This window comes from Bradyrhizobium sp. SZCCHNRI3052 (assembly GCF_032484895.1).
Lineage (GTDB): Bacteria > Pseudomonadota > Alphaproteobacteria > Rhizobiales > Xanthobacteraceae > Bradyrhizobium.
Window position 1 is genome coordinate 23,745 of record NZ_JAUETW010000016.1, and the last position, 21,084, is coordinate 44,828.

Consider the following 21,084-nt stretch of genomic DNA (forward strand, 5'->3'; position numbering starts at 1 on the left):
CGTTAACCGTGCGGACGGCCGCCCGTTGCCATGCCGCGATTCCTGCCGCCGCTCCATACGCGAAACCGCGCAGGCCGGAGCGGCCGCCGTCGGGCACCGCAGGAGCGCTGCCGTCACACCAGGAAGAAGTCCTCCGGCGCCCCGATCAGGCGGTCATCGCCGTGGGCCGCGAGCGTCCGCCGCACCGGGCGCGCCGGCGGCGTGATGACCCGCCGCTCGAGCTCGTTGGCGCCTGGCAACTGGTCGACGAAGCGGACGGCGAAGCCGTCGGGGAAATGCCGGATGACGCGGCCGATGCAACTGCCCACCGCCAGCGGCGTGCCGATCTCCGGCTGGATCTCCGCCGAGACCGCCGCGCCCGACATCGAGGCATCGATCACGAAGCACGGGATGATGCTGCCGTCGGCGAGCGTCAGCGCCGAATGCGGCGAGTTCGGCACGAAGCGCGCATCGCGGCGGGAATCGCGGATCGACGGATCCTTCTGCTTCTTCTCCAGCCAGACCAGCTTCTCGGCGAGCTTGGCGCGCTCGGCGCGCGTCATCTCCAGCTCGAGCAGGAAGCCGCCATGCACGGTGTCGCTGATCTCGCCTTCGAACTTGCCGAAATCGCGGAAATACGAGGTCAGGCGATCGCCGACCTTGCCGACGACGGGCACCTCGAGCAGCGCGCGAAACGGCGACACCCGCGTGGTGCGGCAGGCGAAGGACCGCAGCCGTCCTTCAGGGGAATACCAGTTCGGCAGCGTGTAGGACCCGACCGTCTGAATCCTGACCGCGCGCTGCTTCAGGAATCGAGCAACCGACATTGCGCGTCTCCCCTCCAACCCAGGATATCCCCGACGATGACGGCGCGGCCCCCGCCGCGGCACGATGCGCTGGTTACAATTTCTGCGTGCATTTTAGGTCGTACTAAATCGAATTGGGCATGACCGCCGTGCCCGGACCGTGCGCGCAAATTGTTGAGGAAATCTGAATGTCGAGACGGAAATCCCGCTCAACGGAATCGTATGTCCAACCCGTTTCGGCTTTCTGAAGATGCGGCCCCGTCTGATTACGGTGCAGCACGGCATGCAGTGTCGGCATCGTCGCCCCCATGGAGAGTTCAGCGCGAATGCTTCGCGTGGCGCAGAGGCAAGTCGTGATCGGCCGATCCGCGCTGCCTCGCGCGACGGCACAACCTCGTCGACGGGGTCGCGTTCCTACGCTCGTGTTGTTAGCAAACGATTCAGCTTAACGAGATTCCCACTGAGGCGCGGCTGCAACTCATGATCTCATTCTGTCGCGCGCGAGCCGACGGATGCGTGCAGGCGCGCCGTGCGCAAATAGCTAACACATTGGCGGCGTTTCACTATTTGCACGCTAACAACCTGTTCACCACTTGCGCAATCGGTGCTTGAGGCAGGTGCCGCGGCCCGCCGCGTTCAAGTCTGCTTATACCATTGGCGCTTAGTCGTTAGTGAGGGAGAACGGCTGTCAGTCGTCAGCGTGTTTGCTCCCGGTGTATGAGTAAGAGAGTAGTTCCGCGTATGATGACCGCACGCATCGTGGTGTTAACCATCGCTCTCGGCGCGGGCGGCGTTGCGGCCTATCTGGTCAGCAATTCCGACGGCCAGCGGCAGGCGCCGGTGGCGCCGGTCGTGCAGTTGCCGACGGTCGAGGTGCTGGTCGCCAAGACCGACATCGGGCTCGGACAGGCGATCAAGCCCGGCGACCTGATCTGGCAGACATGGCCCGAGGCCGCGAGCAACATCTTCATCCGGCGCGGCGACCGTCCCGAGGCGGCCAATCAGCTCGTCGGCACCATCGCCCGCTCGCCGTTCGTGATCGGCGAGCCGATCCGCGAGCAGAAGCTGGTGAAGGCGGACGGCTCCGGCTTCATGGCGGCGATCCTGCCCGCGGGCATGCGCGCGATCTCCACCGAGATCTCGCCCGAGACCGGCGCCGGCGGCTTCATCCTGCCGAACGACCGCGTCGACGTCATCCTGTCGAAGCGCGACAAGAACCCTGACAAGCCCGGCGCCGCCGACTTCGTCAGCTCCGAGATCATTCTCTCCAACGTCCGCGTGCTCGCGATCGATCAGGCGCCGAAGGAGAAGGAAGGCCAGAACACCGTCGTCGGCAAGACGGTGACGCTCGAGCTCAGGCCCGAGCAGGCCGAGACCCTGGCGCGCGCGCGCCAGGCCGGCTCGCTGGCGCTGGCGCTGCGCAGCATCGCCGACGTGAACGCAGCCGACGGCAACAAGACCGAGGCACAGCAACAGCAGCAGCAGATGGCGCGACGGGGCAGCGCCATCGAGATCATTCGCTATGGGATCACAAGCTCGCTCACGGCGCAGAAGTGATCGAAAGGACGTGGAAGATGATGGGTGGGCATCAACGCGCGAAATTCGGGACGTGGGTCGTCCGCGCGCTATCGACATCGGCCGTGATCGGGCTGGCGCTCAATCCGGCGCTGACGCCGGTGAAGGCGGCTGACGACAGGCTGGAGACGCCGGTGGTGTCGGTCGGCTCGTCGAAGGTGCGTTTCCTCTCGCTCGGCATCGGCAAGTCCGTGGTCGTCGACTTCCCGCAGGACGTCAAGGACGTGCTGGTCGCTGATCCCAAGATCGCCAACGCGGTCGTCCGTTCGGCCCGGCGCGCCTACATCATCGGCTCGGCGGTCGGCCAGACCAACGTCGTGTTCTTCGACGGCGAGGGACAGCAGGTCGCGGCCTATGACATCGCGATCAAGCGCGACCTCAACGGCGTGCGCCAGGCGCTGAGCCAGAGCATTCCCGGCGTCAAGATCGACGGCGTCGGCGAAGGCGTGATCCTGACCGGATCGGTGTCGAGCCCGGTCGAGGCGCAGCAGGCCGGCGAGATCGCCGCACGCCTCGTCGGCGGTGCCGACAAGGTGGTCAACTCGATCGTCGTGCGCGGCCGCGATCAGGTGATGCTGAAGGTCAACGTGTCGGAGGTCCGGCGCGAGATCGTCAAGCAGCTCGGCATCGATCTCAGCGCCAGCCTGAACTACGGCACCGCAGTGGTGAACTTCAACAACACCAACCCGTTCACCGCCTATGGCAAGTCGCTGGTCGGGACCAACGGCCTGTCCGCCACCGGCGGCGGCTTGTCGTCGGTGTCGGCGACGCTGCGCGCCATGGAGACGGCCGGTGTCGTCAAGACGCTCGCCGAGCCCAACCTGACCGCGATCTCCGGCGAATCCGCGACCTTCATCGCGGGCGGCGAATTCCCGATTCCCGGCGGCTATTCCTGCGATCCGACCACGCGGGTCTGCAGCACGTCGATCACCTACAAGAAGTTCGGCATCTCGCTCAACTTCACGCCCGTCGTGCTCGGCGAAGGCCGCATCAGCCTCCGGGTGATGACGGAGGTGTCGGAGCTGTCGAACGACAACGCGATCACGGTCTCCTATGCGCTGACCTCGGCCTCGACCTCGTCGGTGACGATCCCCGCGATCCGCACCCGCCGCGCCGAGACCACGGTCGAGATCCCCTCCGGTGGCTCGATGGCGATGGCCGGCCTGATCCAGAACCAGACCAAGCAGGCGATCAACGGCCTGCCCGGGCTCAATCAGCTACCGGTGCTCGGCCAGCTGTTCCGCAGCCAGGACTACGTCAACAACGAGACCGAGCTGATGGTGATGGTGACGCCCTATGTCGTGCGCGCCGTTGCGCAGAAGGAGCTGTCGCGCCCGGACGACGGCTTCGCGCCGGCCACCGACTCGGAGTCGGCGCTGCTCGGCCGCATGAACCGGCTGTACGGCATCGCCGCCAGGGTCGACGCGGCCACGGGGCAGCCGGCCGGCTTCGGCTTCATCATCGACTGAGATTGCGGGACGACGGGGCACGGGGGAACGATCATGTCGGCAACATCCACACCAGACGGCAGACGCACGCTGCGCCGGATGGGCGCCATCGCGGGGCTGGCGCTCACGCTCGGCGCCTGCAACGCCACCACCGGCGAGGTCGTCGCGACGATCCCGGACGACTACAGGATCCGCCATCCGATCGCGATCGAGGAAGGCCGGCAGTCGACCGTCGTCTTTATCGGCAGCGGCCGCGGCGGCCTGACCTACCAGCAGCGCGTCGACGTCGCGGGTCTTGCGCGCTCATGGCTGCGCGAAGGCACCGGCGGAATCATGGCGGAGGTGCCGACGGGCACGTCGAACGCGCGCGCCGCGGCCGACGCCTATCGCGAGATCCGCGCCGTGCTGACCGCCGGCGGCGTTCCCGCGCACGCGATCACACTGCGCAACACCATGCCCGATGATCCGCGGCAGCTCGCCGTCATCCGGCTGAGCTATCCGAAGATCGCCGCCGTCGCCGGCCCCTGCGGGCTGTGGCCGGAGGATCTCGGGCCGAACCTCGACAATCGCGGCTACAGCAGCAACCAGCACTATCAGAATTTCGGCTGCGCCACGCAGCGCAACCTCGCCGCGATGATCGACAACCCGGCCGATCTCGAGCAGCCGCGCTCGGAGATGGCCGCCTACACGCCGCGCCGTTCCGCGCTGTTCGAGAAGTACCGCAAGGGCGAATCGACGGCGGTGGCGTATCCGGAGTCCGACAAGGCCAAGCTCAGCGATACAGGCAAATGATCAACGCGTCCCGTCAGAGCCAGGATGAGCAGCCCGGCCCCACCGGCCCGGCCCTCGACGATCACATCGCGCCGGTGCCGCGCGTCTCGGTGCAGGCATTCTGCGAAACCGACCAGACCTCGGCCGCGATCCTCGCCGCGAGCCAGGACCGCCGGCTCGGCAAGGCGCACATCACCATCAAGGCGGGCGGCATGCCGCGCGCCATCGAGACCTATCATTCGCAGCCGACGCCGAACGTCATCGTGATCGAGACCAGGCCCGGCGGCGACATTCTCGGCGGCCTCGACGATCTCGCCAGCGTCTGCGATCCCGGCACCCGCGTGGTGCTGATCGGCAGCCCGTCCGACGGCGTCGCCTATCGCGAACTCGTCCGGCGCGGCGTCAACGACTACGTGATCGGCCCGGTCGAGACCATCGACGTAATCCGCTCGGTCTGCAGCCTGTTCTCGGCCTCGGAGGCCGTCATCACCGGCCGCATCATCGCCGTGGTCGGCGCCAAGGGCGGCGTCGGCGCCTCCACCGTCGCCCACAACGTCGCCTGGAGCATGGCGCGCGACCTGACGCTGGATTCGGTCGTGATCGATCTCGACATGGCGTTCGGCACCGCGGGGCTGGACTACAACCAGGATCCGCTGCAGGGCATCGCCAACGCCGTGTTCCAGCCGGACCGGCCGGATACGGCGCTGATGGAGCGCCTGCTCGCCAAATGCACCGAAAATCTCAACCTGCTCGCCGCGCCCGCGACGCTCGACCGCGTCTATGATTTCGGCGCCGATGCGTTCGACGCGATCTTCGACACCCTGCGCATGACCCAGCAATGCATCGTGCTCGACGTGCCGCACCAATGGTCGGCCTGGACGCGGCATGCGCTGATCAATGCCGACGACATCCTGGTGGTCGCCGAGCCCGATCTGGCGAACCTGCGCAACGCCAAGAACCTGCTCGGCGTGCTCAAGGCCTCGCGTCCCAACGACCGGCCGCCGCTGTACTGCCTGAACCAGGTCGGCATGCCCAAGCGGCCGGAGATCGACCTGAAGCGCTTCGCCAAGACCGTCGAGGCCGAGCCGGTCGCGGTCATCCCGTTCGACTGCAAGCTGTTCGGCACCGCCGCCAACAACGGCCAGATGATCGCGGAGATATCGGGGCTGAGCCGCACGCCAAAACTGTTCCAGGACATCGCCAACCGGCTCACGGGACGGATCGATCACAAGCCGCAGCGCGGCTCGCTGCTGGCGCCGATCGCGAAACTGCTCGGCGCGAAATAGCGCCTTAGTCGTCGGACCGGCTGAGTGCCCGCGCCAGCGCCTTGTCGGGCTCGCCGGCCACCGGACGGTCGCGGCGCGGCGACAGCTCGCGCTGCGCGATCTTGCGGCGCTCCAGGATGCGCTTGACATAGGCGACGCTGGCGCTGGCCTGCTCCGGCGGCAGCCCCGAACGCGCGATGCTCTCGGCCTCGCTCATCCGGCCCTGCAGGCCGACGATGACGGCGAGATTGGTCCGGACCCGCGGGCTGGCATCGGGGTGCGCGCTGGCCTTGCGCAACTGCTCCTCGGCCTTCGGCAGTTCGTTCGAGAGCGCATAGGAGAGACCGAGATTGGACAGCACGGAAGGATCGTCAGGGGCGATCTTCAGCGCCGTCATGTAGTATTGCCGGGCCTCCTCGTTGCGCCCCATCTGGTCGAGCGTGGCGCCCTGCGCCGACAGGATGCGCCAGTCGGGATCCTCGGGCGAATGCGCGCGGCTGAGCACGTCGAACGCCTGCTGGAAATTGCCGTTGTCGGCAAGCGCGCGGCCAAAGGCCGCCAGCAGCGCCTTGTTGCCGGGATTGGCGATCGTCGCCTGCTCGAGCACGGCGACCGCCTGCGAGCGCTGGCCGGTGCCGCGCAGGGCGCTGCCATAGCGCAGCGCCACCTCGGGATCGTTGGGATTGGCGCGGAAGCGCTCGCGGAGCTGGTCGATCTCGGCGCGCGGGTCGGCGGCGGCCGCGCGGCTCTTTTCGGGATTGCCGCCCAGTGCCCCCGTGACCTCGCTGAGATCGGTGGTCTGGCAGGCGCCGAGACCGAGCAGCACGGCCGTGAACGACAGCGCGAACGCGGCCGGCCGGAGCAGAGGGAGAGAGCGAAGGGGCCGCGTACGCATGCAACTGAACTACTTCGGGACCAGATGATCTGCACGCTGGCAGATTAACCCTAAGGTCCCGTTAAGCGGGCGCGGCCGGCCCGCCTCAATCGATGAATTCGGCGCCGAACTCGCAGCCGATGCGCCAGGCCAGCCGGCACTTGCGCTGGTGGTCGGGCGCGAAGACGATGGTGAACTGCGGGGGAATCTCGACGAATTCGGCGATCACCTTGACGCCGCCGTCGGAAATATCCGTGACCGTGCAGTCCCGCGGCAGGCTGCCGTTGCCATAGTGAATCTTCGCGATCCTCCTGCACAGCCGACGTTCACTCTTGCGACGGTTCGCCAACATCAACATTTCGACGTCTCACCCACTCAATCGTCCAATCCGGAGACCTCGTTTGTAGCGAGGAAACCTTGGGATCTGGCTAGCGCCAAGCCCGGAAATCCGGCGACCGGATTTGGGTTTCGTTTACCCTCTGCATCCCTCAGCGGACCGGCAGCAGCACGCCGTCGAAATACGCCGACAGCCTCCCGACGTCGTCGAGCGGCAGGACGTCGGCGACATACTGATCGGGCCGCACGATCACGATGCAGCCCGCGGCGCGATCGATGCCGCGCATCGCGAAGATGTCCTGGCCGCTCTTCAGATCGGCACAGAACATCTTCTCGTAGTCGATGAGACCGTAACGGCCCTTCCGCGGCAGCAGCAGCTCCGGCATTCGTTCGAGCGCGAGCTCGCGATGCCCCTGCTGGAACACCGCGCGCAGATCGATCACGGAGTCGATGTCGGCGCCCACCTGGGTGTGGCGGCGCACGGGTGAGGCCGAATCCTCGCTGAGGAATGTGCACAGGCGGCGGATCGCGGACCCCGGCGCGGCCGGATCCTCCGCGGCCGCGAAAGCGAAGATGCGGAAGCGGCCGTCGGCCTGGACGACGTGACCGAGCTGCGCCGGCTTGGCGTCGCCGAGCCGGATGACCGGCGCCGAGTGAAAGCGCTTGCCGATGACGAAGCCCGTGGCGAGCGGCTGGAAGGTGTCGTCGCCGGTGAGGACGGAGGGGCGATAGTGCGTGGCGGTGCCCGCCGTGTAGCGGCCGTGACGGACGAAATAGTCCTGCGTCCTGGCCGCGTCGGCGCCGCCCTGCTTGGCGGCGGAGGCAAGAATTCCCGACCATTCGCGATCGAAATCGATCAGCTCCTGGGCGATGGCCCGCCGTTCGGCCGAATAGCTGTGCAGGAGCTGCGGCGCGCAACGCCTGCCCAGCACGGCGGCGAGCTTCCAGCCGAGATTGAACGTGTCCTGCATCGACACGTTCATGCCCTGCCCCGCCTTCGGGCTGTGGGTGTGGCAGGCGTCACCGGCGATGAAGACGCGCGGCAGCCGCGTTGCGACCTCGGCCTCCGGCACGTCGTCGAACTTGTCGGTGATGCGCTGGCCGATCTCGTAGACCGACCACCACGCGACCTCCTTCACCTGAAGCGTATAAGGCGCGAGAATGCGCTGTGCCTTGGCGATCACCTCGTCGACGGTGATGTTGCGCCCGGCCACGCGCTCGCCGACCTCGAGCTTGGCAAGCTCGACATACAGCCGGACGAGATAGCCGCCCTCGCGCGGGATCACCAGCAGGCTGCCGTCCTTGGCGGACTGGATCAGCGATTTGAAGCGGATGTCGGGAAAATCGGTCACGGCGAGCACGTCCATGACGCCCCAGGCGTGGTTGGCGGAATCCCCGTGCAGCTCGCGGCCGATCGCCTTGCGCACGACGCTGCGCGCGCCATCACAGCCGACGACGTAGCGCGCGCGCACCGTCTCCACCTGGCCTTCATGCTCCGGATCAATGCGATCGAAGCTGACGGTCACGCCGTGTGCGTCGACGCCTGCGGCCGGATCGATCCGCAGATCACGCAGTCGCCGCGCGTAGTGCGGCTCGAGCTTCGCGGCCGAACGGCGCATCACGTCCAGGAAGAAATCGTGGACCCGAGCCTGGTTGAGCACGACATGCGGCATCTCCGACAGGCCGTCCTCGACGTCCTGCACGCGACCGCTGCGCGCGATATGCTTGCTGTCTTGGTCGCTCGGCTTCCAGAACGTGGTCTCGTTGATCCAGCACGCTTCCCTCAGCACTTTCTCGGCAAAACCATAGGCCTGGAACATCTCCATGGTGCGGCAGGCGATGCCGTCAGCCTGACCGAGCAGCAGCCGGCCCGGCTTCTGCTCGACGATGCAGGTCCTGATGTCCGGAAAAGCGGAAAGCTGGGCAGCGAGGTTCAACCCGGCCGGGCCACAGCCGACGATGAGGACATCGGCCTCGGGCGGCAGCGGGCCGGTCGCGCCGGCGCTCGCGACACGTTCGGCCGCGTCGAAGATCTCGGGATCGCCGGGCTGGAAGCCGTTGAGATGAAACTGCACGTGACCATCCTCCCTCGCTGTTCCTTATTGATCAGTATGCTGATCATCAGTATGCTTGTCAAGCTGGTGACAGGAGATTCGAATTGACCGAGATGCGGGACATGCCGGGGCACCTGGCGCGCCGGTTTCAGCAGATCGCCGTGGCGGTGTTCCTGGCGGAGGTGGAAGCGGCCGGCTTCGACCTGACGCCGGTGCAATATGCGGCGCTGGCGGCGATCGCGGCCAACCCGGCCATCGACCAGATCACGCTCGCCGGCCTGATCGCCTATGACCGCACCACGATCACCGGCGTGATCGACCGGCTCGCACAGAAGGGCCTCGTCGTCCGCCGTGCGAGCGCGCGCGACCGCCGGTCACGGGAGCTGTTGATCACCGATGAGGGGGGAAGGACGCTGGAGGCGACCACGCCGGCGGTCGAGGCAGCGCAGCGGCTGATGGTGCGCGGCCTCAGCGAGGCCGAGGCGAAGGAGTTGATCCGCCTCATGCAGAAGGCGATCGCCGCCGGCAACGATCTCAGCCGCGCGCCGCTGCGGGAGGGGGCGGCGGAGCGGTGATGGAGGGCATTGCATTCGGACGTGGGGGGGGGCACGCCGAAAGTGCCTTTCCCCCCGAGGCGAACTGCCATCTAGTTGCTCATGGCCGGGCTTGTCCCGGACATCCACGTCGTGCTTGCCGGGATGTCGGCATGGATGGGCGAGACGAGCCCGGCCATGACGCCGTGGAGAGATCTCGACGCAGACTCACACCACGTTGCCGATTCCCCCTGCCCTCACGAATACCGCATCACGCCGTCATCGACCTTGCCGAAGCGCAGCGAGACGATATCCAGCGCGTAGTTCTGGTACAGCCGCCACGGCCGCTTCGAGCCCTGTTTCGGCAGGTCGGCGACCGCGCGCTGCACATAGCCGGAGCTGAAGCTCAGCGACGGCAGCGGCGTAACGGTGGAATCGTCATTGTGCGGCACGCATTGGCGATAGCCGTGCCGGTCCATGTAGTTCAGGAGCCGGCAGACATATTCGCAGGTGAGGTCGCATTTCAGCGTCCACGACGCGTTGGTGTAGCCGAGCGTCGCCGCCAGATTCGGCACGTCGGAATACATCATGCCCTTGTAGTTGAGCGTCTTGGCGAAATCGACGGTGCGGCCATCCACGACGACCTCGATGCCGCCGAGCACCTGCAGCACCAGCCCGGTCGCGGTGACCACGATATCGGCCTCGATTTCGCGGCCGTCGGCGAGGCGCAGGCCGCGCTCGGTGAAGGTCTCGATCCCGGCCGTCACCACCGAGGCGCGCTGCTCGCGAATGGTCTTGAACAGGTCGCCATCCGGCACCAGGCACAACCGCTGGTCCCACGGGTTGTAGCGCGGCGTGAAATGGGTGGCGACGTCGTAATCGGGACCCAGCGCGGCGCGCACCCCGCCCAGGATCAGCTGCTTGACCCGCTGCGGCTTACGCCGGCTGAGCTGGAAGAAGTACATCCCGAACAGCACGTTGCGCCAGCGGATCAGGTGATAGGCGAGGCCAGCGGGCAGATGCCGGCGCAGCTTGTTGGCGAGCGCGTCCTGCGCCGGGCGCGACACCACATAGGTCGGTGAGCGCTGCAGCATCGTCACATGCGCGGCGGACTTGGCCATCGCCGGCACCAATGTGACCGCGGTCGCGCCGGAGCCGATCACCACGACGCGCTTGCCGGCATAGTCGAGATCCTCAGGCCAGGCCTGCGGATGCACGATGCGGCCCTTGAAATCGGCCATGCCCTTGAAGTCCGGCAGATAGCCCGACTCGTAGCGGTAGTAGCCGGAGCACATGAACAGGAAGCCGCAGGTCATCCGCACGGTCTCGACCGTGCCCTGCACCGTCCGGCGCTCGGCCTCGACGGTCCAGCGTGCGTCCGCGCTCGACCACGACGCGCTGATGACCCGATGGTTGAACCGGATGTGGCGGTCGATGCCGTTATCGGTCGCGGTGTCCTGGACGTATTTCAGGATCTGCGGCCCGTCGGCGATCGCCTTCGGATCGGTCCACGGCTTGAACGAATAGCCGAGCGTGTACATGTCGCTGTCGGAGCGGATGCCGGGATAGCGGAACAGGTCCCATGTGCCGCCGATCGCGCCCCGCCCCTCCAGGATCGCGAAGCGCTTGCTTGGGCACTTGTGCTGCAGATGATAGGCGGCGGCGATGCCGGACAGCCCGGCGCCGACGATCAGCACGTCGACATGCTCTGTTGACATGAGGTGCTCCTGGCGTTTCCTGGTGCGGCTTTCTTGCTCTGGCTGCGGACAGTCGCAACCCGGCTCGTCGCTGTCAAATCGCCGGCGCATTCGTCGTCGGTCAACCCTCCTCCGCTATCAGCGGGAAACACCCTCGATACGGATCTGGTGATGAACGCTCCCCACCCGCGCGACGACAGGCCCGGCGACAGCGACAGCCGGGACGGCAGTGGTGCGCCGTCGCAGCGCATCGCCCTGGGCTTTTCGCTGTTCGCAATCGGGCTCGCAGCCTGGTCGCTCTTCCCGAGCTTTCCGGCCGGCCAGCTGATCGCGGTCGTCACCGTCATCCCGCTGGTGGCGCTCATCCTCACCTTGCGCTTTCCCGGGCGGTTCCGCATCGGCCTCGGCTCCGGCTACGGCGCCAATCTCGGCACCGGTTGCATCGTGGCGGCCGGCACGCTTGCCGCGCGCACGCTGTCGGACATCAATCTCGTCGACTGGCTGCCGCTGACAGCCTTCGCGACCGCGGTCGCGATCATTTTCCTCATCGTCGCCGCGCGGTTCGAAACCCAGCTCCGCCGCCGCGGCTGGCGGCTGCTGCTCGCCGCTCTCTTCGTCGCTGCCTATGCGTTCGGGACGCTTGGCCAGTTCAACACCGCGCTCGACCACTCGGCGCCGGCGCTGCTGCGCAGCCGCGTGCTCGCCAAGCATCTCGGCCACAGCCGGCTCGCCACGCATCAGGTGACGCTCGAGCCGTGGGGCCCGTTCGCGCGAGCCACCGATGCCCATGTTGCGCAGGCGCTGTACGAAAGGTTGCAGCCGGGCGACACCGTGTGCCTGCGCCTGGGCGATGGCGCGTTTCGCATGGCGTGGTTCACGGTGGCCGCATGCCGTTGAGACCCGGCGCTGCGGCCGAGACAGGAACGGCCATTTGCGCAGCGCGGCGATGCTGCGTATCGTCGTAGCTTCGTGGCCCGCATGAGCGCAGCGATATGCGGGGCCTCACGCGCCGTCTCGATGAACCCGGACCTCGCTCCGCTCATCCGGGCGATGCGATTGCGAGCCGTTCTGCATGACCGACTTCCTGCCCCGCCCTTTCGCTGTCGATCGTCCCGACGTGCTGGAGCTCGACATCACCGCGCTCGACGCGCGCCCCGGCGCGGTGCTGGTGGCGCGCTCGCCGTTCTATCCCGGCGGCGGCGGCCAGTTGCCGGACCGCGGCACGATCGCGTGGAACGGGATCGTCCGCGTCGTCACCGGGTTCGAGCCGACCGCCGACGGCATCTGGCACCTGATCGGTGATGACGCCATCCCCGACGGGGCGATCGAGCTGCGCGTCGATCCGGCGTTCCGGCAGCGCATGAGCGAGCAGCACACGGTGGCGCATCTCGTCAACAGCGCCGTCTACACCCTGTTCGACGGCGCGCTGCTGACCGGCGTCCGCATGACCGAGACCGACGAGTTCAGCGTCGATTTCGATCTGCCCAAGGTGGCGCCGGAGCAACTGCGCGCGGTGGAGGATGCGGTGAATGCCGCGATTTCGGACGATCGTCCGGTGCGTGCCTTCGACATGCCCTATGACGACGCGCAGGCGACCGCGGGACTGTTTCGCGCCAAATCGGTCGCCCCGCCGCGCCAGGCCGACGGCCTGATCCGCATCGTCGACATCGACGGCCTCGACCGCCAGGCCTGCGGCGGCACGCACCTGGTCTCGACGGCGCAGGCGCGGCGCATCCGCATTCTCAAGGTCGACAACAAGGGCCGGCAGAACCGGCGGTTGAGGATCGGATTCGTCACGGCTTGAGAATCGCGCGGCTCGCGATGAAACGGCCGGCGTCGCAATGCACATTGTCAAACGCGTATATCATCGCTCGACGTCCGATACGATTGTAACGCAGGCGCGTCCGTGATCCCATGGAAGCTCACGTCTTCCTTGCGTTCCGCAACGTCTCCGAGGGCAACTCACCCATCATCTGACGGTACTCGCTGGCAAAGCGGCCCAGATTGCCAAAGCCGCATTTGAAGGCGACCGACACGACGCTTGTGTTGGCATCGGGCCGTCGCAGAAGTTCGGATGCCCGCTGAAGTCGGACGCGCTTGGCAAACTGGCCGGGTGATCCGCGTCCCGACTCCGAGAACTCGCGGAAAATCGACCGGACGCTGACCCCCGCGATCGCGGCAATCTTCTCGAGGTCCAGAGGCTCGTCCCAATGTGCCTCGATATAGGACTCGACGGTATCGACAACCATACGGTTGACTCGCTGGGGCGCATTCAGCAGGCGGCTGCTAAAGCTGTGCCGATTTGCAAGCAGGAGCCGGATCATCAAGCTCCGCTCGAGCTCTGCGATGGCTATCGGCGAGTAGTCCGCTCCGAACATCTGCAACTCACCGGCAAGCCTGAAAACGTCCTGGCGGACGAGAGCCATGACAGCAGGATCGGTTGGGCCTTCGTCAAAGGTCAGATTCGTATCTCTGTCATCGCCGAGCATGGCTCTCAACAGCTGGTGCAAAGGCGCGCTTTCGACCCTGACCACCAGTTGGCAGTAGCCGGCAGGAAATTCGAGATCCAGTCTTGAATCCCCGGATATCAGGGGACTCCAGGCGACGATCGCCTGGTGGCCTCGCGCAGTCCTGTATCCGGCAGTGCCCTGGATCGAGAAGAACTGTCTGTAGATCGTCGATTCCGGAAACGACACCGACGCCGCGCCCGCATATGAGCAGAACGCCAGCCCCGCGGTGCTGAGCCGCGCAAGATTGGCCTCGATGCCGAAGCTGGAGTCGGAGCTGTCGAAACGATCGACGGCGTAGATGCTGAACAAGCGATCGCGCGCGAACTCGCGATCACGCGAGCGAAACAGCGGATATCGATCGAGATATGAGATTTGACCCAAACAGCTCCTCCGCCCGATCGGCATCACCACCTGGTCAACCCTCGTGCAATCGTCAGGCGCGTGAGCACAAGGCCGTGCGTTAGGACACGTGGCAAGCACGAATTTCGTTCAGTTCCACAGTTCGGACAACGTCCCGGCGCGAGGGGGCGTACGATTTTCGCGGTGATAACCGAACACCCCGTATTGTTACGGACAGAATGCTGCCTCGCGGGGCTGGCCGTGGTCTGCGCCGGGTCGTCCAATGGCTCGCTCGGAACAACGGCGTACCAAGCGGCCAAATGCGATGGGTATCGGGGTCATCGGAGCGGCAGCATACGGCCGATCTGTCGGGGATCGGACAAATACTTGGATAATTCGATTCAACTACGATCCGCTCACTCTGGACCAGAGTCGGGCCTCGCGGCGGCGTTTGGCCCCAGCGAACCAAGGTCCTGGAAATCGACAGACGTGCATGTGCCGAAACCCCGGCAGAGCAGACCTAGAGAGGAAAGAGAATGTTCGGCCGCAGACACGCCAAGGGTGACGCACAGGCCATGCTCGACGCGATCAGCCGCTCGCAGGCCGTGATCGAGTTCAACATGGACGGCACGATCATCACGGCAAACAAGAACTTCCTCGATACGCTCGGATACCGGCTGGATGAGATCCAGGGCAAGCATCACAGCATGTTCGTGGCGCCGGCCGAGCGGGACAGCGCGGCCTATCGCGAATTCTGGGCGGCTCTCAACCGCGGCGAATTCCAGGCCGCAGAATTCAAGCGGATCACCAAAGGCGGCGGCGAGGTCTGGATCGAGGCGTCCTACAATCCGGTTCTCGACGGCAACCGCCGACCGGTGAAGGTGGTGAAGTTCGCGACCGACATTACCGCGAAAAAGCTGCGCAGCATGGCGGACGGCTCCAAGATCGCTGCCATCGATCGCGCCCAGGCCGTGATCGAGTTCAAGCTGGACGGAACGGTCGTGACGGCGAACAAGAACTTTTGCGACGTTCTGGGTTATCGGCTCGACGAGATCCAGGGCCGGCATCACAGCATGTTCGTCGAGCCGTCACAGCGCGACAGCGCGGCGTATCGCGAGTTCTGGACGGCCCTCAATCGCGGCGAATATCAAGGCGGCGAATACAAGCGCATCGGCAAGGGAGGCAAGGAGGTCTGGATTCTCGCCACCTACAATCCCATGCTCGATACCGCCGGCAAGCCGTTCGGCGTGGTCAAGTTCGCGACCGACGTCACCGCGCAGAAGCTCAGGAACGCGGATCTGGCCGGCCAGATCGATGCCATCGGCAAGTCGCAGGCTGTGATCGAGTTCAACATGGACGGCACGATCATCACCGCGAATGACAATTTCCTGCATGTGCTCGGCTACACCCTGGCCGAGGTCAAAGGCAAACATCATAGCATGTTCGTCGAGCCTTCGGAGCGCGATGGTGCCGCATATCGCGAGTTTTGGGCCGACCTGAACCGGGGGCAGTATCAGGCGGCGGAATACAAACGCATCGGCAAGGGCGGCAAGGAGGTCTACATCCAGGCCTCGTACAATCCGATCCTCGATCTCAACGGCAAGCCGTTCAAGGTCGTGAAGTATGCGACCGACGTCACCAGGCAGGTGCTGGTGCGCATAGGCAACGAGCGCGTCCGTGCGATGATGGAATCCGTCGCAGCGGGCTCCGAGGAGTTGAACGCGTCTGTGCGGGAGATTTCCGAAGCCATGACCAAGTCCCGCGAGACGGCGATGGGCGCCGTCGGTCAGGTGGCATCCGCCGACGGCCAGGCGCAACGGCTGTCCGAAGCCACGCAGGCGATGAGCGGCATCGTCGAGATGATCAACAACATCACCGGGCAGATCAACCTGCTCGCGCTCAACGCCACCATCGAATCCGCCCGCGCCGGCGAAGCCGGGCGTGGCTTTGCGGTCGTCGCCGCCGAGGTCAAGAACCTCGCCAACCAGGCCAAGCAGGCCACCGACAAGATCGCCCAGGAAATCGAGAACCTCAACGGCATCTCGGGCGACGTCGTGACGGCGCTCAACTCGATCAAGCAGGCGATCAACAGCGTCAGCGAATACGTCACCTCGACGGCGGCGGCGGTGGAAGAGCAGAGCACGGTGACGAACGAGATGTCGTCCAGCATGGCCCGCGCCGCAGCCGAAGCTCAGGCCTTGGCCGCCCGGACCGCGGCTTAGCTGCGCGCGACCAGGGCGGCGGAGCCCGGCGGGCCGCCGCCCCATAAGCGATCGAATGGGGGCGTTCACAAGAAGGCGCTGACGAGAAGACCGTGGCCGACATCATTCATTTTCCTGCTCCCGATTCCTCGCGATTCGTCGAACAGCACGCCGTGGCGGCTTGTCGGGCACTCCTGCGTCCCCAGACCGAACGCCTCCAGCAAGAGTTGCAGCAGTGGCGCAACGCCTTGGATGAGTTGGATCAGCACATCGGCGCGGACCCGTCATTCGCCGCGCTACTGTCTGAGAGCGCAAAGGTGCGCGCGCTCATCTCCGCTGCCGAAAGCGCGCTGGACGCAATCTTCTGAGACCAGGCGGTGATCGCCGCGGCACGGCTGACGGTTGCGCGGCGACGCGCACCGCCAGGATTGCCGCCAACAAGCCAGCGGGACGACAGCAGTCCCAGTCGCCGCCGCAAGGTCACGGCCGATGCAAGATCACGTCGAATCCTTCCTCCGGGGTCGGCGCCACGAAGTATGAAGTGAACAGGTCGAACTCCTCGTCGGTCACGGTGAAGGCGTGGCGGCCTTCCGCGTTGCGGGCGCGCAGCCGCGCCTTGCAGACCTCGTCGGGCACGTCGAGATGGTGCAACTGGTGCGGCACGCCGGCGGCTTCGAACAGACCGCGCATCCAGGCGCGGCTCGCCGGCGTGTTGGCGGGGAAGTCGAGCACGACCGAAACGCCGGCCCGCAACAGCGCGACGACGTGCGGCCCCATCACGCTGCGCAGCCGTGACGAATTGCGCACGTAGTCCGCCAGGCTGCTCTGCTCGCCGGGATAGAGCCGCGACAGCCAGTCGTCCTCGGCGACCACGACGGTGGCCGGGCGATGGCCGAGCTCCGCGGTGAGCGTCGATTTGCCGGCAGCGATCTTGCCGCACACGAGGTGCAGCGTCGGTTGGTTGGGAGACACGGATACAGACCTCGCATACGGCGCCGCTTCGGGCGCCAAGAGCATTCACAGGCAATTCTCGCAGGCGGAAGCGCCCGGCCCGACGGATCAGGCCGGGTCGGTAATTCGGCTGCTGACGGCAGCGCCTGCGATGCGAATGCGGAAGGTCATGAGGATATATTTGACAGATGTCGCTGACGGCGTCCAGGCCCGGCCGTCATCCGTTGCGAGACCGCACCGCGATTGAGTTCGACTCGCAAGAATGGCCCGCGCGCATTTCAGTCGCACCGGCCGCTCGCGAATGAGTTGAAGTCACTTCACTGTGGCCGAATTGATCCACTGCGACGGGAGTCGAGCCGGCCGCGTGTCGTCCATTGCCAACCGGATGTCCGCTCCTGTAGGTAGTTGCGAGGGACGGGGGCGTCAGTCGGTGGCTCGTCAAGGGCGTCAACTACAAGGCATCGCATCAGCACGACGTGAGGCGCGCATGCGCTCGGCGCGGCGGCGCGCAGCGCTGTCGCGGCTCGGCGGCGCTCTCGTCTGGTTCGCGGCATGGGCCCTGATCTTCCAGTCCGCGCTGGCGCTCTCCGCGATGAGCGCTGCGGTTGCGACCCCCGATGCCGTCGCCATCATCTGTCAGAGCTCCGCCGACGATCCAACGTCGGACGACATCGGCACTGCGGCCAAGCAATGCGCGAGTTGTCCGTTCTGTGCGCTCGGGCGCGGCGTCACTGTCCCGCACGTCCCCGCCGTGGCGCGGCCGATGCCGGTGGTCGTGGCGATCCTGATCGAGCGGACAGACCTCGTTGCGGCGCCTCTGCCTGCGCTCGAACTGCCGGTCGCTCGCGGACCACCGGCGGCCCTCTAGGCCGATACTCCAGACATCTCATCCCGTCACGATGCGGCCGGTCTCGTCCGCGCGCGCTGTGGGCTGCCGTCCGGCGGTCGCCGCAGCCGTGCCCGGAGCCGCCTCGTCGCGACATGTTCACGAGGCCACGGCGCGCTCGCAGCCGGGCGCCTCTCCCATTCCTATTCCGAGATCCCCTCATGGACCATTGTTCGACACCCGTCCGGCGGCGGTTGCTCCGCTCAACCACCGTGCTCACATCGCCGGCGCTGCTGGCATTCGCCCTTTCGAGTCCCGTGCTCGCGCAGGACCCATCGCAGGCTCGCTCCGCCGCCACGCTGCCGCAGGTGACGGTCGCTGTCCCGAAGCCCCGCCCGGCCGCCCGAACGGCAGTCCGCCGCAGGGGCGCACATGCGGCGACGACCAATCCCGCAAGCGCACCACCGCCGCAGGCGGCCTCATCCGACGGCGTCGCCGCGCCTCCCGGCGCCACTTCGGTTGCACCGGATGACATCCTGGCGAAGCGGGCCACCACGAACGACACGGCTGCGCTGTTTGCCGATGTCCCCGGCGTCAGCCTCTATTCGGCCGGCGGGGTCTCCAGCCTGCCGGCGATCCATGGCCTCGCCGACGACCGCCTGCGCATCAAGGTCGACGGCATGGACACCATCGCCTCGTGTCCCAATCACATGAACCCGGCGCTGTCCTATATCGATCCGGCCCAGGTCGCCGCGGCCAAGGTCTGGGCGGGCATCACGCCCGTGAGCGTCGGCGGCGACTCGATCGGCGGCACCGTCGCCGTCAGCTCGCCGGCGGCCCTGTTCGCGGCGCCGGGGCAGAGCCTGCTGACCAAAGGCAGCATCGGCACGTTCTACCGCAGCAACGGCAACGTGCGCGGCGTCAACCTGTCGGCCACCATGGCCACCGAGAACTACAGCGTCAGCTACAGCGGCGCTGCGGTCAAGGCCGACAACTATACGGCCGGCGGCAACTTCAAGAACTTCACCCTGAGGAGTTCGATCACGCCGGTGCTTCCCCTCGATCAGGTCGGCTCGTCCGCCTACGAGACCAGGAATCATCTGATGGGCATCGCCTGGAACAAGGACGGCCAGCTCATCGAGCTGAAGGCGGGAGTGCAGGAGGTCCCCTATCAGCTCTACCCGAACCAGCGCATGGACATGCTGGGCAACGATGCCTACAGCTTCAACCTGCACCATCTCGGCCGGTTCGACTGGGGAGATCTGGACACCCGCCTCTATCACCAGTCCGTCGATCACTACATGGACTTCGGCGGCGATCGGCTGTTCTCGTATGGCACACTCAGCCCGCCGAACACGACGGGTGCGCGCTATCCGGTCAACGGCATGCCGATGTATACGCACACCAAGACCAACGGCCTGACCTCCAAGGCCGACATCACGCTGTCGTCCCGCGACGTGGTCCGCGTCGGCGTCGACCTGCAGACCTACCGTCTCGACGACTGGTGGCCGCCGGCCCCCGATTGCGGCGTCGGCAACTGCATCGGCGGCATGGCGCCACTGACGTTCTGGAACATCAACGGCGGCAAGCGCGACCGGGCCGGCGTGTTCAGCGAGTGGGAGGCGAAGTGGAGCCCGTCCTGGCTGTCGCTGCTGGGCGTGCGGTTCGAACGCGTCGAGACCGACACCGGACCGGTCGTCGGCTACAACACCAGCACCACGCCGCTGACATCGGGGTTCATGTCCGGCATGTACGAGACGAGTTCGGTCGGCTCCCGCGCGGCGTTCAACGCCATGGATCGCTCGCGAAAGGACAACAATGTCGATCTGACGGCGCTGTTCCGGAACACGCCGAGCGCCCATCTCACCTTCGAGTTCGGCGCGATGCAGAAGACCCGGTCGCCGAATCTCTACGAGCGTTATTCCTGGTCGCGCAACACCATGGCGCTGGAGATGAACAACTTCGTCGGCGACGGCAACGGCTATCTCGGAAACCCCAATCTGAGACCCGAGGTCGCCCATACCGTGAGCTTCACCGGCGCCTGGCACAGCGCCGACCATGAGGCCGAGATCCGGCTCACGCCCTACTACACCCATGTACGCGACTACATCGATGCGGTGCAGTGGAAGGCCGCCACCAACACCGCCCCCGTGCCTGCCGTCGCCAACCAGTTCGTGATCATGAAATACATGAACCAGCAGGCGCGGCTGTACGGGTTCGATCTGTCCGGCAAAGCGCCGCTGGGCACGACGTCGATCGGCGATTTCGGCCTGAAAGGAGTGTTGAGCTATACCAACGGCCGGAATCTCGACACCGGAAGCGGCCTCTACAACATCATGCCGATCAATGGCAAGCTGACGCTCACGCACCGGCTCGACGGCTGGGACAGCGGCCTCGAGCTGGTGATGGTAGGCCGCAAGTCCGACGTCTCCGTCGCGCGCAACGAGCTCAAGACCCCGGGCTACAGCCTGGTGAACCTGCGCAGCAACTACACCTGGCAGAGGCTGCGCATCAGCTTCGGCGTCGAGAACCTGTTCAACAAGCTCTACTACCTACCGCTCGGCGGCGCCTATATCGGCGAGGGCGCATCGATGTCGTTCAACAAGGAGGCCGGCACCGTCGCTGCCACCGGCGGCGGCGTATCGGGCACCGCGACGATGTGGGGCACCGCCGTTCCCGGCCCCGGACGTTCGTTCTATCTGGGTGCGAACCTGGAATTCTGACGCCGGCATTCGCATCTCGCCCTGTCCCGCCAGCGGGACAGGGCGAGAGCGGGAGCCAGACGACACGGCGTCGCGACGAGCGGCACGAGCGAGACGTAACGTCGCGCATCACGCCGTCTGCGATTCTCGGTCAAAATCGCCGCTCTCACGAACTTGGAAAAGCTCTAAGAGCGATTCCAGCCGCCGCTCCGTTGAC

General features: G+C 66.2%; 18 protein-coding genes. 11 read left to right on the top strand and 7 right to left on the bottom strand.

The features are described 5' to 3' along the window. Positions 1-113: 113 nt before the first annotated feature. The gene (locus tag QW887_RS30475; protein WP_316195753.1) at positions 114-806 is read right to left on the bottom strand and encodes a PilZ domain-containing protein; all 693 of its coding nucleotides are present in this window, start codon (positions 804-806) and stop codon (positions 114-116) included. A 720-nt stretch (positions 807-1,526) separates the two neighbouring features. Here QW887_RS30475 and cpaB point away from each other — a divergent pair. The 4 genes from cpaB to QW887_RS30495 are packed head-to-tail and all read left to right on the top strand — an operon-like array spanning position 1,527 to position 5,865. After that, the gene (gene cpaB, locus QW887_RS30480) at positions 1,527-2,342 is read left to right on the top strand and encodes a Flp pilus assembly protein CpaB (RefSeq protein WP_315712864.1); all 816 of its coding nucleotides are present in this window, start codon (positions 1,527-1,529) and stop codon (positions 2,340-2,342) included. A 17-nt stretch (positions 2,343-2,359) separates the two neighbouring features. Then, complete coding sequence (locus QW887_RS30485) at positions 2,360-3,829, top strand: type II and III secretion system protein family protein (RefSeq protein WP_316195755.1); 1,470 nt, start codon at positions 2,360-2,362, stop codon at positions 3,827-3,829. Between the two features lie 33 nt (positions 3,830-3,862). After that, complete coding sequence (locus tag QW887_RS30490) at positions 3,863-4,600, top strand: CpaD family pilus assembly protein (protein ID WP_316195756.1); 738 nt, start codon at positions 3,863-3,865, stop codon at positions 4,598-4,600. Next, entirely contained in the window at positions 4,597-5,865 is a 1,269-nt protein-coding gene (locus tag QW887_RS30495) for a CpaE family protein (protein ID WP_316195758.1), read from the top strand. The genes QW887_RS30490 and QW887_RS30495 overlap by 4 nt, the downstream gene beginning before the upstream one ends. Before the next feature lie 4 nt (positions 5,866-5,869). Here the strand turns inward: QW887_RS30495 and QW887_RS30500 are convergent, their stop codons facing one another. The 3 genes from QW887_RS30500 to QW887_RS30510 all read right to left on the bottom strand — a co-directional run bounded on the left by QW887_RS30500 (position 5,870) and on the right by QW887_RS30510 (position 9,129). Then, positions 5,870-6,739, bottom strand: coding sequence for a tetratricopeptide repeat protein (locus QW887_RS30500; RefSeq protein ID WP_315712870.1), 870 nt, complete (start codon positions 6,737-6,739; stop codon positions 5,870-5,872). 85 nt (positions 6,740-6,824) lie between these two features. Then, positions 6,825-7,070 (bottom strand): PilZ domain-containing protein, encoded by a 246-nt coding sequence (locus QW887_RS30505; protein WP_315712872.1) that lies wholly within the window; start codon positions 7,068-7,070, stop codon positions 6,825-6,827. Between the two features lie 136 nt (positions 7,071-7,206). Further along, the gene (locus QW887_RS30510; RefSeq protein WP_316195759.1) at positions 7,207-9,129 is read right to left on the bottom strand and encodes an FAD-binding monooxygenase; all 1,923 of its coding nucleotides are present in this window, start codon (positions 9,127-9,129) and stop codon (positions 7,207-7,209) included. Between the two features lie 101 nt (positions 9,130-9,230). On the opposite strand from QW887_RS30510, the gene QW887_RS30515 reads away from it, so the two are divergent. Then, the gene (locus tag QW887_RS30515; protein ID WP_316195831.1) at positions 9,231-9,683 is read left to right on the top strand and encodes a MarR family winged helix-turn-helix transcriptional regulator; all 453 of its coding nucleotides are present in this window, start codon (positions 9,231-9,233) and stop codon (positions 9,681-9,683) included. Between the two features lie 215 nt (positions 9,684-9,898). Here the strand turns inward: QW887_RS30515 and QW887_RS30520 are convergent, their stop codons facing one another. Next, on the bottom strand, positions 9,899-11,449 hold the full coding sequence (locus tag QW887_RS30520) for a flavin-containing monooxygenase (protein ID WP_410052633.1): 1,551 nt from the start codon (positions 11,447-11,449) through the stop codon (positions 9,899-9,901). Positions 11,450-11,509: 60 nt separating this feature from the next. On the opposite strand from QW887_RS30520, the gene QW887_RS30525 reads away from it, so the two are divergent. Both QW887_RS30525 and QW887_RS30530 read left to right on the top strand, forming a co-directional pair. Further along, positions 11,510-12,235: a hypothetical protein gene (locus QW887_RS30525; RefSeq protein WP_315753612.1), complete on the top strand. Its 726-nt coding sequence runs from the start codon at positions 11,510-11,512 to the stop codon at positions 12,233-12,235. 175 nt (positions 12,236-12,410) lie between these two features. Beyond that, entirely contained in the window at positions 12,411-13,142 is a 732-nt protein-coding gene (locus QW887_RS30530) for an alanyl-tRNA editing protein (protein ID WP_315753610.1), read from the top strand. A 118-nt stretch (positions 13,143-13,260) separates the two neighbouring features. Here QW887_RS30530 and QW887_RS30535 read toward each other — a convergent pair whose 3' ends face one another. Continuing rightward, on the bottom strand, positions 13,261-14,253 hold the full coding sequence (locus tag QW887_RS30535; protein ID WP_315753626.1) for an AraC family transcriptional regulator: 993 nt from the start codon (positions 14,251-14,253) through the stop codon (positions 13,261-13,263). Between the two features lie 470 nt (positions 14,254-14,723). Here QW887_RS30535 and QW887_RS30540 point away from each other — a divergent pair, with 470 nt between their 5' ends. Then, positions 14,724-16,409 carry a PAS domain-containing methyl-accepting chemotaxis protein gene (locus QW887_RS30540; protein ID WP_316195761.1) on the top strand — a complete coding sequence of 562 codons (1,686 nt, stop codon included), beginning with the start codon at positions 14,724-14,726 and terminating at the stop codon, positions 16,407-16,409. Positions 16,410-16,501: 92 nt separating this feature from the next. Continuing rightward, complete coding sequence (locus QW887_RS30545; protein WP_316187620.1) at positions 16,502-16,756, top strand: hypothetical protein; 255 nt, start codon at positions 16,502-16,504, stop codon at positions 16,754-16,756. A gap of 112 nt (positions 16,757-16,868) precedes the next feature. Here the strand turns inward: QW887_RS30545 and QW887_RS30550 are convergent, their stop codons facing one another. After that, complete coding sequence (locus tag QW887_RS30550) at positions 16,869-17,360, bottom strand: ATP-binding protein (RefSeq protein ID WP_315753608.1); 492 nt, start codon at positions 17,358-17,360, stop codon at positions 16,869-16,871. Positions 17,361-17,826: 466 nt separating this feature from the next. Here QW887_RS30550 and QW887_RS30555 point away from each other — a divergent pair, with 466 nt between their 5' ends. Beyond that, a complete protein-coding gene (locus QW887_RS30555) occupies positions 17,827-18,207 on the top strand; it encodes a DUF2946 family protein (RefSeq protein WP_316195763.1) in 381 nt (126 codons plus the stop codon). A gap of 179 nt (positions 18,208-18,386) precedes the next feature. After that, positions 18,387-20,888 carry a TonB-dependent receptor gene (locus tag QW887_RS30560; RefSeq protein ID WP_316195765.1) on the top strand — a complete coding sequence of 834 codons (2,502 nt, stop codon included), beginning with the start codon at positions 18,387-18,389 and terminating at the stop codon, positions 20,886-20,888. Positions 20,889-21,084 lie beyond the last annotated feature (196 nt).